The sequence below is a fragment of the Streptomyces sp. NPDC090798 genome (assembly GCF_044768965.1).
In the GTDB taxonomy this organism is placed as follows: domain Bacteria; phylum Actinomycetota; class Actinomycetes; order Streptomycetales; family Streptomycetaceae; genus Streptomyces.
In genome coordinates this window covers 155,264-169,058 of record NZ_JBIVXA010000010.1, presented here as the reverse complement: position 1 = coordinate 169,058, position 13,795 = coordinate 155,264, and the positions used below count along the sequence as shown (strand labels likewise).

Annotated in this window: 10 protein-coding genes; 1 reads left to right on the top strand and 9 read right to left on the bottom strand. The window is 69.7% G+C overall.

Annotation, left to right across the window (positions count from 1 at the left end):
• Positions 1-33 precede the first annotated feature (33 nt).
• Positions 34-2,325: an ABC transporter permease gene (locus ACIQTP_RS22880; protein ID WP_403402318.1), complete on the top strand. Its 2,292-nt coding sequence runs from the start codon at positions 34-36 to the stop codon at positions 2,323-2,325.
• 6 nt (positions 2,326-2,331) lie between these two features.
• Here ACIQTP_RS22880 and ACIQTP_RS22875 read toward each other — a convergent pair whose 3' ends face one another.
• The 9 genes from ACIQTP_RS22875 to ACIQTP_RS22835 form a co-directional block, all read right to left on the bottom strand.
• The gene (locus ACIQTP_RS22875) at positions 2,332-3,273 is read right to left on the bottom strand and encodes a hypothetical protein (RefSeq protein ID WP_403402315.1); all 942 of its coding nucleotides are present in this window, start codon (positions 3,271-3,273) and stop codon (positions 2,332-2,334) included.
• 101 nt (positions 3,274-3,374) lie between these two features.
• The gene (pgi, locus tag ACIQTP_RS22870; protein ID WP_403402313.1) at positions 3,375-5,027 is read right to left on the bottom strand and encodes a glucose-6-phosphate isomerase; all 1,653 of its coding nucleotides are present in this window, start codon (positions 5,025-5,027) and stop codon (positions 3,375-3,377) included.
• A 72-nt stretch (positions 5,028-5,099) separates the two neighbouring features.
• On the bottom strand, positions 5,100-6,368 hold the full coding sequence (locus tag ACIQTP_RS22865; RefSeq protein WP_403402310.1) for an MFS transporter: 1,269 nt from the start codon (positions 6,366-6,368) through the stop codon (positions 5,100-5,102).
• A gap of 186 nt (positions 6,369-6,554) precedes the next feature.
• Positions 6,555-6,890, bottom strand: coding sequence for an RNA polymerase-binding protein RbpA (locus tag ACIQTP_RS22860; protein WP_075026247.1), 336 nt, complete (start codon positions 6,888-6,890; stop codon positions 6,555-6,557).
• Between the two features lie 236 nt (positions 6,891-7,126).
• Positions 7,127-7,363 carry a preprotein translocase subunit SecG gene (gene secG, locus ACIQTP_RS22855; protein WP_006373292.1) on the bottom strand — a complete coding sequence of 79 codons (237 nt, stop codon included), beginning with the start codon at positions 7,361-7,363 and terminating at the stop codon, positions 7,127-7,129.
• A 125-nt stretch (positions 7,364-7,488) separates the two neighbouring features.
• Positions 7,489-8,265, bottom strand: a complete 777-nt coding sequence (gene tpiA, locus ACIQTP_RS22850) for a triose-phosphate isomerase (protein ID WP_403402307.1) — start codon at positions 8,263-8,265, stop codon at positions 7,489-7,491.
• 6 nt (positions 8,266-8,271) lie between these two features.
• Positions 8,272-9,483 carry a phosphoglycerate kinase gene (locus ACIQTP_RS22845; RefSeq protein ID WP_351435218.1) on the bottom strand — a complete coding sequence of 404 codons (1,212 nt, stop codon included), beginning with the start codon at positions 9,481-9,483 and terminating at the stop codon, positions 8,272-8,274.
• Between the two features lie 128 nt (positions 9,484-9,611).
• Positions 9,612-10,622: a type I glyceraldehyde-3-phosphate dehydrogenase gene (gap, locus tag ACIQTP_RS22840; RefSeq protein WP_403402304.1), complete on the bottom strand. Its 1,011-nt coding sequence runs from the start codon at positions 10,620-10,622 to the stop codon at positions 9,612-9,614.
• 190 nt (positions 10,623-10,812) lie between these two features.
• Positions 10,813-13,770, bottom strand: coding sequence for a M14 family zinc carboxypeptidase (locus ACIQTP_RS22835; protein ID WP_403402302.1), 2,958 nt, complete (start codon positions 13,768-13,770; stop codon positions 10,813-10,815).
• Positions 13,771-13,795: the final 25 nt, after the last annotated feature.

Below are 13,795 nucleotides of genomic sequence, written 5' to 3'. Positions count from 1 at the left end.
GCCCGCCGTACGCGAGCCGAAGGGCTGACCGGCGTGCGGGCCACTTTGCGCTGGGCGCATGCCGATCTGCGCACCCATCGGGGCGAGGCGCTGTTCATCGTGCTCGCCACGGCGGGAATCGTCACCTCGCTGCTGCTCGCCGCGGCGCTCTTCGGATACGCGACGAACCCCTGGCAGCGCGTCTTCACGCAGTCGCACGGCGCCCATGTGTGGATCCACACCGGCGCGTCCGCCGACGCCGGGCGGCTCGCGCGGCTGGACGGCGTCGAGTCCGTGGCGGGCCCGTACCGCACCGCGTCCGCCACCGTCGAGTCACGCGGCACCCGTGCCTCCGTCGAGCTGCGCGGTGCCGTCGAGCCGCCCACCACCGGTCGGCCGCTGCTCGTCTCCGGTCACTGGCTCGACCCCGCCCGGCCCGACGGAGTCGTCCTGGAGGACAGCCTCGCCCGGGCGCTGTGGGCCGAGCCCGGGGACACCCTCACCGTGCCCGGCACCTCGCGCACCCTGACCGTCCTGGGCGTGGCCGACAGCGCAGAGCCCCACTACAGCCCCGGCGAGCGGTCGGGGGTCGTCTGGGCGCCGCTCTCCGCGGTGTCGAGCGCCGACGGGCGCGCCGGCCAGGTCATCGGCCTGCGCCTCACCGATCCGGGCGACACGGACTACGCCGTGCAGCGCGCGGTGACGGCGCTCGGCTCCGGCGCGGTCACCCAGGTGTCGAACTGGCAGCAGGCCCGCGCCGAGGCCCAGGGCGACAACCGGCTGCTGGGACAGGTCCTCGGCCTGTTCGGCCTCGGCGCGCTCCTCGCCGCCGCGCTCGCCGTGCACGGCGCGATCGGCACCCGTATCCGCGGCCACCTGCGGGACATCTCGGTCCTGAAGGCGATCGGGTTCACGCCCGGCCAGGTGGTGCGCATCTTCCTGATCCAGCACGTGGTGTACGCGTCGCTGGGCGCCCTGGTCGCCGCCACGCTCACCCAGGCGCTGGGGAGCCGGATCCCCGGCCGCCTCGGCGACGCCCTGGGCGTCTGGCAGGGACTGCCCGGGCACACCGCGGCACTGTTGGCGGTACCGGTGGCCGCGGTGCTCTTCATCGGGGCGACGACCGGGATCGCGGCGTGGCGGGCGGGCCGGGTGCCTCCCGTGCCCGTGCTGCGGGCCGCGGCGCCGCCGGCCGGCCGCCTGTCGGGCGTGGCCCGCCGGGCGCTCGGACTGCGGCTGCCCCCCGCGCTCGTGCTGGGCTGGCACCAGGCGTTCCCGCGGCGGCCGCGCTCGCTGGCCACGGTCGCCCGGCTGGCCCTGCCGCTGCTGCTGATCGTGGTCGCGCTGAGTGCCTGGACCACCATCGACCGCTTCCACAGCGAACCCGAGCGGATCGGCCTCGCGGCCGCGCTCACGGCGCACCCGGACGAGAGCCTCGGCGATCCGGCAGCCCGCGCCCTGCTCGCCCGCAACGCACAGGTCACCGCCGTGCACCCGGGCGCCGAGGTGGCCGCTCTGGTTCCGGGCCAGACGGCGACGATCGCACTGCGCGGGCTCGGTACGCGCCGGGACCCGTACCCGTTCACGCTGGCCGAGGGCCGCCCGGCCCGCGGGCCCGACGAGGCGGTGGCCGGTCAGGGGCTGCTCGACCTGCTGGACGTGCGCGTCGGGGACTGGGTGCGGATGACCGTCGGCGCGCGCCCGCAGATCCTGCACATCGTCGGCCGCAGCATCGAGCCCGAGAACGGCGGCCGCGTCATCTCCACCTCGCTCGACACCCTGCGCGAGAACGACCCGGAGCTCCGCCCGACCCTCTACCAGCTCCAGTTGCGCCCCGGCGCCGACCCGGGCAAGGTCGCAGCCGAGCTGACCGCGGCCGGGCACGGGCACCTGGACGTGCACGCCGTGACCAACCCGGCCGACGGCCTCTCACCGCTGCGCGGCGTCGTCGTCGGGCTGATCGCCGTACTGGCCCTCATCGGGCTCATCGAACTGCTGACCGCGATCGGCGGCACCGTGCGCGAGGGCGAGCGGGATCTGCTGGCGCTCAAGGCCATCGGGCTGTCCCCGCGGCAGATCACGGCGGTCACCGTCACGGCCACCGCCTGCACCGCGCTGGCAGCGGTCCTCGCGGGTACGGCGCTGGGGCTGCCGTTGGCGCACTGGCTGATCGACGTCCAGGGGAAGTCGAGTGGGATCGGCGCAGGTATCGCCCGGGGACCGTCTCCCCTCCTGCTGTCGCTGTTCGGTCTGGCCGCGGTCCTGGGTGCCGCCGCCCTCGCCGCGCTCCCCGCGGGCCGCGCCGCCCGACGACGGCTCGCGGACACCCTGAGCGCGGTGGCCTGATCACGGTCAGGACCCGTACGGGTTCTGCTGGTTGTACGGGTTCGGGTTCGGGCTTGGCGGCGCGTACGGGTGCCGCGGCGGATACGGGCTCGGCGGGGCGTACGGGTGCCGCGGCGGATACGGGTACTGCGGGCCCGGCGCGTAGAGGTTCCCCTGCGGCGGCACGAACCCCGCGTTCGGCCCGTACGCGGATGGCGCGGGAAGCGGCGGCAACGTGGCGGGGTGCGCGCCCAGCCGAATCCCGTAGCGGCGGCGGAGCCGGTTCATCTCCAGGAAGGCTATGGCCGTGACCGTCACCGGCGCGCCCAGAATGAAGACGATGCCCATCGTGAAGCTGAGCCCGTGCAGATCACCCGTGACCAGGTCGGGAATGGCCATCAGCCAGGTCGTCACCATGGCGAGCAGCGGCGGCAGGCAGCGGTGGACGGCGGCGGAGCCGAAGAAGTTCCCGGACAGCTGCACGGCTCCGTAGGCCAGGAATCCGGTCAGCCAGAGCGCGGTGAAACCGAGCACCACCAGCATGATGCCGCCGAGTGAGGTGGACAGCTGCCACAAGAACACCGTCGCCACGACCATGCCGATGAAGAGCAGCAACAGCTTGAGCGAGTTGAAGAGAGGCACGCGCAGCTGGCGGATCCTCCCGGTGCGCCGCCAGACGAAGAGCATCACGCCCACCGTCGTGGGCGTGATGAACAGCAGGACGACGGCCGCCGTCAGCATGTTCTGCAGAACCTCGGTGAAGTCGAACCTGCCCTGCACGAAGGTGTACACGCCGAACGCCGCGACCGCCCCGGCAACGACACGCACGCGCTTGAGCCGCTCCACGGACGGATCGACCGACGCCGGAATCCACACGGGGTGGAACACCGCCTGCGCCACGGTCTTGGGTTGCAGAATCGACCTCGCCGACAGCGTGCCGCTCAGCCATCTTCCTCGCGAACCAGTCAACTTCCGCTCCCCCGAGCCTTCATCTGCGTGATCGCCGGGGAGTCTACGGGAAGCGGGCGGACTCCCGCCGTCCGCTTCCCGTGACCCACGCGCGTCCGCGCCTACCGGCCGCGCAGCTCCCGGTACTTCGCGACGAGCGCCTTCGTCGACTCGTCCAGGCCCGGCACGTCCGCACCCTCGGTCAGCGCGGGTTCGACCCGCTTGGCGAGGACCTTGCCGAGCTCGACACCCCACTGGTCGAAGGAGTCGATGTTCCAGACCGCGCCCTGGACGAACACCTTGTGCTCGTAGAGGGCGACCAACTGGCCGAGTACCGACGGCGACAGCTCCCTCGCGAGGATCGTCGTCGTCGGGTGGTTGCCCTTGAACGTCTTGTGCGGGACCAGTTCCTCGGCCACGCCCTCGGCGCGCACCTCGTCCGGTGTCTTGCCGAAGGCGAGGGCCTGGGTCTGCGCGAAGAAGTTCGCCATCAGCAGGTCGTGCTGGGCGACCAGGCCCGGCAGCAGATCGGCGACAGGCTCGGCGAAGCCGATGAAGTCGGCCGGGATCAGCTTCGTGCCCTGGTGGATGAGCTGGTAGTAGGCGTGCTGCCCGTTGGTGCCTGGCGTCCCCCACACGACCGGGCCGGTCTCCCACTCCACGTCGTGCCCGTCACGCTCCACGGACTTGCCGTTGGACTCCATGTCCAGCTGCTGCAGATACGCCGTGAACTTCGAAAGATAGTGCGAGTACGGCAGTACCGCGTGCGACTGGGCGTCGTGGAAGTTGCCGTACCAGATACCCAACAGGCCCATCAGCAGCGGCACATTGGTCTCGGCCGGCGCGGTGCGGAAGTGCTCGTCGACGAGGTGGAACCCGTCGAGCATCTCCCGGAAGCGGTCCGGCCCGATCGCGATCATCAGGGACAGACCGATCGCGGAGTCGTACGAGTAGCGTCCGCCGACCCAGTCCCAGAACTCGAACATGTTGGCCGTGTCGATACCGAAGTCGGCGACCTTCTCGGCATTGGTCGACAGCGCCACGAAGTGCTTGGCCACGGCCTCCTGACCGGCCTTCAGCTCCGTCAGCAGCCAGTTGCGCGCGGAGGTCGCGTTGGTGATCGTCTCGATGGTGGTGAACGTCTTCGAGGCGATGATGAACAGTGTCTCGGCCGGGTCGAGGTCGCGGACGGCCTCGTGCAGGTCGGCGCCGTCCACGTTCGACACGAAGCGGACCGTGAGGCCGCGGTCGGTGAAGGAGCGCAGCACCTCGTACGCCATCGCCGGGCCGAGGTCGGAGCCACCGATGCCGATGTTCACGACGTTCTTGATGCGCTTGCCGGTGTGACCGGTCCACTCGCCGGAGCGGACCCGCTCGGCGAAGTCGGCCATCTTGTCGAGCACGGCGTGCACGGCCGGGACGACGTTCTCCCCGTCGACCTCGATCACCGCGTCGCGCGGGGCGCGCAGCGCCACGTGGAGCACGGCCCGGTTCTCGGTGACGTTGATCTTCTCACCGCGGAACATGGCGTCCCGCAGCCCGAAGACGTCGGTCGCCGCTGCCAGCTCGCGCAGCAGCCGCAGCGTCTCGTCGGTGACCAGGTGCTTGGAGTAGTCGACGTGCAGATCGCCGACCTGGAGCGTGTACCCGCTTCCGCGCCCGGGGTCGGTTGCGAACAGGTCCCGCAGATGGGTCTTGGCGAGCTCCTCGCGGTGCTTGGCCAGAGCGGTCCACTCGGGCGTCTGGTTGAGCCTGGCACGGCTGTCTGCGTTCATCTCTGGCTTCCGCCTTCTTTCCTGCGTGTGCTGCTGCTTGCCTCGCCCCACTGCCGGTCCCAACCTAATTGATCAGGGCTTGACGTGAGCTGTCGTAGCGCCGTCATCCGGCTCAACAACAGATACGTCCGGCAGCTGCGCGGGTATCAGCGAGGTGACGGCGAGCCCGAAGAGGGCGGCCGCGAACAGCGCGGGCCCGTTCAGCCCGTAGGCACCCGCCACGGCGCCGCCGAGCAGAGCGCCGAGCGGGGCCCCGGAGGTGGAGGCGGTGCGGAACGCGGAGCTGACGCGGCCCACCATGGCTGCCGGGCTGCGCTGCTGCATCAGCGTGACCTGGTTGACGTTCCACACCATGCCCATCAGTCCGAGCAGTGCCATGCCCACGAGGAGTGCACCCAGGTGGCGGACGGTACCGAGGAGTACCAGGGCCGCCGTCTGGACGCATCCGCACAGGAACAGGCTCCGCACCCGTCCGATCCGGCGCGCGATCCACTGGGCCGGCACTCCCCCGGCCAGGGATCCGGCCGAGTAGGCCGTCATCGCGGCCGCGAAGCCCGCGTTTCCCGCGTGCAGCCAGCCGGTCACGTGCAGGACCAGCGTGGCGATCAGCGCCCCCATGCCGATGTTGCACAGCAGTGTGGCCGTGCAGACCGCGCGCAGCACCCTGTCGTGCCACAGGGTGCGCACTCCTTCGGCCACCTCGGCCCGCAGGGTGCTCCCGGCGGGCCGGGGCTCCCGCTCGGGCACCCGGATCCGCAGGGAGGCCACGAGGGCCGCGGCCAGCAGATAGGTGACCGCGTCGGCCGCGAACGGCGCGGCGGCCCCGAGGGTGAGCAGCAGCGGTACGAAGGGGCCGGCCAGGAAGCCGCCGGCGAACTGCTGGCCGGTCATCAGCCGGGCATTGGCGCTGCCCAGGGTCTCTTTGCCGACCAGGGAGGGCAGCAGGGCCGTGGACGCGTTGTCGAACAGCGTCTGGAGGGCGGTGAGGGCGAAGGCGAGCGCGATCAGCAGGCCGATCGTGGCGTGGCCGAGCCCGACGGCGAGGGCGAAGCAGGCCACCAGCCCGCCGCGTACGGTGTCGACGGCCCACATCGCCCGCCGCTGGTCCACCCGGTCCGCGACCGCGCCGCCCAGCAGCCCGAAGAGGAGCCAGGGGAGGTAGCCGCAGGCCGTGACGGAGGCGATGACGAGCGGATCGTCCGTGAGGCGCACGGCGAGCAACGGCAGCGCGGCGGTGCGCAGGGCGTCCCCGAAACGCGATACCACCGCCGCGCTCCACAGCCGCCCGAATCCCCCGCGCCACGCGGGTGCCCGCACCCCCGCCGCCTCGACCGTCGTCACAACGCCCCCTCGGGTTCCGCCACTTCAAGAACCGTAGAGGGCACCACTGACAATCGGCTCGCGGCAGCGCCGCGGACGCTCCGCGACCGGGCCGGCACAGCGGTCCGCCCCAGCGGCGCGCCCGCGTGACCGGGCGTACGAAACACCTCCGGCCAGGCACCTCGGTGCCCGGCCGGTTCTCAACTTCTAGATCTCGCCCCGCAGTTTGGCGAGCGCCTCGGCGAGGATCGCCTCGCCGTCCGCATCGCTGCGCCGCTCCCGTACGTACGCGAGGTGCGTCTTGTACGGCTCGGTGCGCGGCGGGTCCGGCGGGTTGTCCTGGTCCTGTCCGGCGGGAAAGCCGCAGCGCGGGCAGTCCCAGGTCTCGGGAACCTGCGCGTCGCTGGCGAAGCTGGGCACCGTCTCGTGCCCGTTGGAGCACCAGAAGGAGATGCGCAGCCGCGGCGCGGACTCGCCGCGCTCGGCCTCGCCCATCGGCCCCGCCCCGACCCGGCTTCCTCGGATCGCGTTGCCACTTGCCACGGTCGTAACTCCCTGCGTGATGGTGCCGCGAAGCGAGTCGGCGTGACGCTTCGCTGCGAGCGCCTCAGTCTACGTAAGGCCCAACGCGCGTCCAGTGATTGGAGTTACACCCCGGCCCCTAGACGCAAGCCCCATGATAGGCCGCGCCTGGGGGCGCGTACCGGACATGGGGCCTTACGTGCGGATTGTGCTTGCGTAATGTGCAGTTGTGCTGCTGTACCGATGCCGGTCGGTGATCAGTTGTTGACCTTCATCAGGATGCCGAGCACGACAATGGACGCGAACCAGAGCAGACCGATCACCACGGTGATGCGGTCGAGGTTGCGCTCGGCGACCGAGGAGCCACCGACGGACGACTGCATGCCGCCACCGAACATGTCGGAGAGACCGCCGCCCTTCCCCTTGTGCATCAGCACCAGCAGCATCAGCAGCAGGCTGAAGACGATCAGGGCGATCGAGAACCCCAAAACCACGGCTGGACCAACTTCCTCGGAACTGAATGGACGACGGGGGCCGAAGCCTACTGGGTGAGCACCTCAAGCCCACTCCGAAGGCCACGACCCCCGCAAGGGTACGACGAATCGCCGCTAGCGCATACTTACTGGTCGCGGAAGCGGACGATCTTGACGAACTCGTCGGCGTCCAGGGAGGCACCGCCGACCAGGGCGCCGTCGATGTCGGGCTTCGCCATGATCTCCGCGACATTGCCGGACTTCACGGAGCCGCCGTACTGGATGCGGACCTGGTCGGCCACTTCCTGGGAGTACAGCTCGGCCAGCCGGGCGCGGATCGCCGCGCAGACTTCCTGGGCGTCGTCGGAGCCGCAGACCTTGCCGGTACCGATGGCCCACACCGGCTCGTACGCGATCACGATCGACTCGGCCTGCTCGGCCGGGACGTCCTTGAGACCCCCGTCGACCTGGGCGAGCGTGTGCGCGACGTGGTTGCCCGCCTCGCGGACGGCCAGCTCCTCGCCGACGCACAGGATCGGGGTCAGGCCGTGCTTGAAGGCGGCCTTGACCTTGGCGTTGACGATCTCGTCGGTCTCGTTGTGGTACTGCCGGCGCTCGGAGTGGCCGACCGCCACGTACGTGCACTTCAGCTTGGACAGCATCGGGCCCGAGATCTCGCCGGTGTAGGCACCGGAGTCGTGTGCCGAGAGGTCCTGCGCGCCGTACTTGATCTTGAGCTTGTCGCCGTCGACCAGGGTCTGCACGGAGCGCAGGTCGGTGAAGGGCGGCAGGACGGCGACCTCACAGGCCTCGTAGTCCTTGTCGGCCAGGGCGAAGGCGAGCTTCTGGACGTGCGCGATGGCCTCGAGGTGGTTGAGGTTCATCTTCCAGTTGCCCGCCATCAGCGGCATACGGGTCGTCATGCGGGGTCAGTCCTCCAGTGCGGCGAGGCCGGGGAGCGTCTTGCCCTCGAGGTATTCGAGGGAGGCGCCGCCACCGGTCGAGATGTGACCGAATGCCTTCTCGTCGAAGCCCAGGATGCGGACGGCCGCGGCGGAGTCGCCACCGCCGACGACCGTGAAGGCCTGGGAGTCGACGAGGGCCTGGGCGACCGCCTTGGTGCCCTCGGCGTAGTCGGGGTGCTCGAAGACGCCCATCGGACCGTTCCAGAAGACGGTGGCCGCGTCGGCGAGCTTCGAGGCGTACAGCTTGCGGGTCTCCGGGCCGATGTCCAGGCCCTCCTGGTCGGCCGGGATGGCGTCCGCGGCGACGGTGGTGGGGTTGGCGGGGGCCTTGGTCTTCAGGTCCGGGAACTCCGGAGCGACCAGGACGTCGACGGGGAGGACCAGCTCGACGCCGTTCTTCTCCGCGCGGTCCATGTACTCCTTGACGGCCGGTACCTGGTCCTCCTGGAGGAGGGAGATGCCGACCTCGTACCCCTTGGCCTTGAGGAAGGTGTACGCCATGCCACCGCCGATGAGCAGACGGTCGGCCTTGCCGAGCAGCTGGTCGATGACGGCGAGCTTGTCGGAGACCTTGGCGCCGCCGAGCGCGACGACGTAGGGGCGCTTGACGTCCTCGGTGAGCTTCTTCAGGACGTTGACCTCGGTGGCGATGAGGTAGCCCGCGTAGTGCGGAAGGCGCGCCGGGAGGTCGTACACGGAGGCGTGCTTGCGGTGCACGGCACCGAAACCGTCGCCTACGTAGACGTCGGCCAGGGCGGCGAGCTGGTCGGCGAACTCGCCGCGCTCGGTGTCGTCCTTGGACGTCTCGCCCGCGTTGAAGCGCAGGTTCTCGATCACGGCGACCTGGCCGGGCTGGAGGCCGTTCACGGCGTCGTGGGCGGCGGGACCGACGGTGTCCTGGGCGAACGCCACGGGGGCGCCGAGCAGTTCACCGAGCCGCTCGGCGGGCTGCAGCAGGGAGAACGCCGGGTCCGGGGCGCCCTTGGGGCGGCCCAGGTGTGAGGCGACGACCACCTTGGCGCCCGCTTCGGCGAGGGCCTTGATGGTGGGCAGGACGGCGCGGATACGGCCGTCGTCGGTGATGAGGCCGTCGGCCAGCGGCACGTTCAGGTCGGCGCGGACGAAGACCCGCTTGCCGTCCACGCCTTCGGCGAGAAGTTCGTCGATCGTCTTCATAAAAGGACTCCTAGGAGGGCTCTGTTGTCCGGGAGGGCTGATCGATCCGTGCACAGAGCAGGGCTCGGACAACGCGGCTGTGCGCTGCCCGAGCCCTGCTCTCACATCAGAGGTGCCTGCTCCGGGACTTAGAGCTGGCCGCCGACGAAGACCGTGAGGTCGACGAGGCGGTTGGAGTAGCCCCACTCGTTGTCGTACCAGCCGAGGATCTTCACCGAGTTGCCCTCCTGGACCATCGTCAGGGAGGAGTCGAAGGTGCAGGAGGCCGGGTCGCCGACGATGTCTGAGGAGACGATCGGGTCCTCGGTGTACGACAGGTATCCCTTGAGGTCGCCGTCGTCGGAGGCCTTCTTGAACGCGGCGTTGACCTCGTCCTTGGTGACCTCGCGCTGCAGCGTCACGACCAGGTCGGTGGCCGAGCCGGTCGGGACCGGCACGCGCATGGCGATGCCGTCCAGCTTGCCCTTGAGCTGCGGGAGGACCAGGGCGGTGGCCTTGGCGGCACCGGTCGTGGTCGGGATGATGTTCTCGGCGGCGGCGCGGGCGCGACGCAGGTCCGAGTGCGGGAAGTCCAGGATGCGCTGGTCGTTCGTGTACGCGTGGACCGTCGTCATCAGGCCCTTGACGATGCCGAAGTTCTCGTCGAGCACCTTGGCCATCGGCGCCACACAGTTGGTGGTGCAGGAGGCGTTGGAGATGATGTGGTGCTGAGCCGGGTCGTACTTGTCCTGGTTGACGCCCATCACGATGGTGATGTCCTCGTCCTTGGCCGGAGCCGAGATCAGGACCTTCTTGGCGCCGCCGGCGATGTGCTTCGCGGCGTCGGCCTTCTTGGTGAAGATGCCGGTCGACTCGATGACGATGTCGACGCCCAGCTCGCCCCACGGGATGTCGGCGGGGTTGCGCTCGGAGAGCACCTTGATGGTGTGTCCGTCGACGGTGATCGTGTCGGCGGTGTGCGACACCTCGGCCTTGAGGCGGCCCAGGATGGTGTCGTACTTCAGCAGGTGAGCGGTGGTCGCGGTGTCACCCAGGTCGTTGACAGCCACGATCTCGATGTCAGCACCCTGCTCCAGCAGCGCGCGGAAGTAGTTACGACCGATGCGGCCAAAGCCGTTGATGCCTACGCGGATCGTCACGAACCGATCTCCTCGTTAGGTACGCCGACTCAGTGCCGGCGAGTTGTATGGGATGTCCCCGACCGCCTACGACCCTACCTCCCTGACGCGTCTGCGGTGACATCGAGATGCCCCATACACGGCAGGGCGTTCCGTACCCATCAGTAGGGGTACGGAACACCCTCGAAGTTGACGAGATAGTCACACAGGGTTAGCTCTTCAGCGCCCCGAGCGCCTTCTTGATGAGGGCCGCGCGGTCGGCCGCCGCGGTGACGTGCTCCAGGCCGAAGCCCAGCAGCACCGTGTCGTCCGTGGTGACTCCGCCGTACGTCTTGAACAGTTCCCCGTAGCGCGCCCAGTCCTTGAGCACGGAGGGGCTGCCCGGAGGCGGTCCGGAGGCGCTCCAGGGCCCGAGGGAGGCCTCGAAGCCCTCGGTCTCGGTGGCCGCCCCGCCGACGACGAGGGAGGCGTTGTCCGCGAGGACGCCGTGACCGCCGGTGCTCGGGTCGGTGATGTAGCTCAGCGACACCTCGACCGACTTGCCGGCGTACGCGCTGAGGTCGAAGTCGACCTGCTGCCAGCCGCTGGAGGCACCGGTGAAGCTGTTCCAGGCCCCGCTGGTACCGGTGTTGGCGCAGCCGGTGGAACTCACGGTCAGGTACCGCTTGAGGAACGGGTGCTCCCTGACCAGGAATCCGGCCTCGCAATCCGCGGGAACCGCGGTGCTGGTGGCGCCGCCCGCCTCGGGGAGCGTCGTCCAGTCGTCGGCCCCGGCGGTGTGGGCCTCGAGCACCGCGTGGTCGTAGCCGGGCTCGGTGTCCCACTGGAGCTGGGTGCGCAGCGTCGGCTTGTCGGCGGCGCTGACACCGGTGAGGTCGATGGTCCGGGTGAGGCGCTTGTAGGCGTCGTCGGTGTGGACGGCGGCGGCCATGTACGAACCCGCGTAGGGCCCGTACGGGTTGACGGTCCCGGCGAACTGGCCCGCTCCCGCGCTCGACGCGAACTGCGGGTACTGCGCGGGCGCCAGCGAGTCCGAGGTGACGCCGTAGGTACCCGCCGTGTTCAGCGGATTTCCGGGCGCGTCGCCGAGCGCCCCCGCGAAGCCGGTGAGCTTCCCGGAGCCGGCGAATCCGTTGGCCCCCGCGGTCGACGTACGGGAGTAGGCGCCCAGGTAGTACTGGCTGAAGTCGTTCGAAAGGGTGCCGCCGCCGAGGTCGACGTTGCCGCCGGCCTGCTCGCCCGCCTCGATCAGCTTGCCGCCCTCGTTGAGGAAGGCGCGCAGCTGGAGCTGGGTGGCGTTGCCCGGCCGTGCGGCGCCGGTGTAGTGGACGACCGTCTTGAAGTGGTCGAGCACGCCGAGCGCGTCGGGTGCGCCCAGGGCCGCCACGTCCCAGACGAGCGGCTTCTTGCCGTTGGCCTTCAGGGCGTCGACGTAGGCCTGGGACTGCGTGGCGGGCGCGCCCTCCTCGGCGACGACCAGCGTGTCGGCACTGGGCCGCTGGGCCACGGTGTACGTGAAGTGCGTACTGGAGGTCTTCTTGCCGCTCCTGGTCTCACCGGTGAACCACACCTCGACCTTGTCGCCGGGGTCACCGTCCTTCACCTTGGCGCGGTACTCGTCGAAGTAGAGGTTGTCCTTGCCGCCGTAGGTCTCGCCGCCCTTCCAGGCCTTGAGCGCCATGTCCAGCGTACGGCCGCCGTTGACGCGGTACTTGAGCTCCTTGTCGCGTACGGACTTGCGGACGACGACGGAGACCTCCTGGTCGGCGCCGCGGGAGTACGACGTCGTGAAGGCGGCCGGGGTGAAGTCGGGTGCGTCGAGGCCCACCGAGGACGACGGCTGGTCGGGGTGGGCCGCGGTCTCGGCGACGGAGAGCGCGAACGGGACGTTCTTCTCGAACTCCTGCTCGATCAGCTTCTCGTCGTCCGGGAAGGTGAAGATAGAGGCGCAGTCGGCCGCGTTCCAGGCGTCGTTCGGGTCGATGTTCGAGGCGGTCTCGCAGGTCGACATCTCGGGGGTGAACATCGCCATGCCGTTGACGTTGCCCGCGTGGCCGTCCGCCTCGCCGTTGGTCGTGTAGAGCTCCGAGGAGACCTGGGGGTGGTAGCCCGGGATCGCGGAGTTCTCGGGGGTTCCGGCGAGCGCCTTGTAGAGCACGTCGTCCGGGGTGGGCGTCGCCACCTGCCAGCCCACTCCGTAGAGGAGCAGTTCGGCGGCGGAGTGGTAGTTGATGCCGTACGTGAAGCCGATCCGCTTCTCGAACGTGTCGAGCGCCTTCGTCTCGGGCTCGGAGCCGGGGCTCGCGCCGCGGTAGGTCTCATTGGTGGGGTTGGGTGACGAACCCTCGTCGTCGTAGCCCCACTTGTAGGCGAAGTTGCGGTTGAGGTCGACACCGTCGCCGGTGGAGATGACCCCGTCGCCGTTCACGTCCCGCAGGTTCTTGCGCCACTGGCGGGCGTCGGCGTCCTTGAACGTGTAGTCGTAGCCGTCGGGGTTGGCCGACAGGACGAACCACAGCTCGGTGGAGTCGACGATCTTCTTGATGCGTTTGTTCGTGGAGTAGTTGTCCAAGTAGTAGTGCATCAGACGCCGTGTCATCTCGGGCGTGATCCACTCGCGCGCGTGCTGGTTGGACATGTACAGCACGGACGGCTTGGCGCCGTCCTTGGTCTTCTTCGCGCCCTTGGTCAGTTTGAGCGCGAGGATGTCCTGGCCGTTGACCGTCTTGCCGATGGAGACGACCTTGGTGAGGTCGGGGTGGGCGGCGCCGGTCTTGACGATCTCCTCCTGGAGATTGCCCTTGCCGCTGTACGGGCGGAACACGCCCTGGGCCGCGTTCTCCACCCGTGCCTCGGCCTTGGCCGTCAGGGTGTGCTCGGTGAGGTCGACGCCCTGCTTCTCCAGCTTCTTGGCCTGCTGGTCGGTGACGTAGACCTCGACCGCGCTCTTGCCGTTCCTCCACGTCGTGTCGCCGAGTTCGTGGCCGTCCTGCCCGGCCGCGAGCAGCAGGGGTATCTGCTGCTTCGTGATCTGCGCGCGGAACACCTTCACGGCGTTCGCGTCGGGCTTGGGCGAACCGCCGTTCTGTGCCTGGGCGATGGGCGCCATGCCCGCACCGCCCAGCAGGAGCGCGCCCGTAGCGAGGATCGCTCTCGCTCTTCGTCTCATGAGCCCCCCTTGCGTGAGTCCGCCA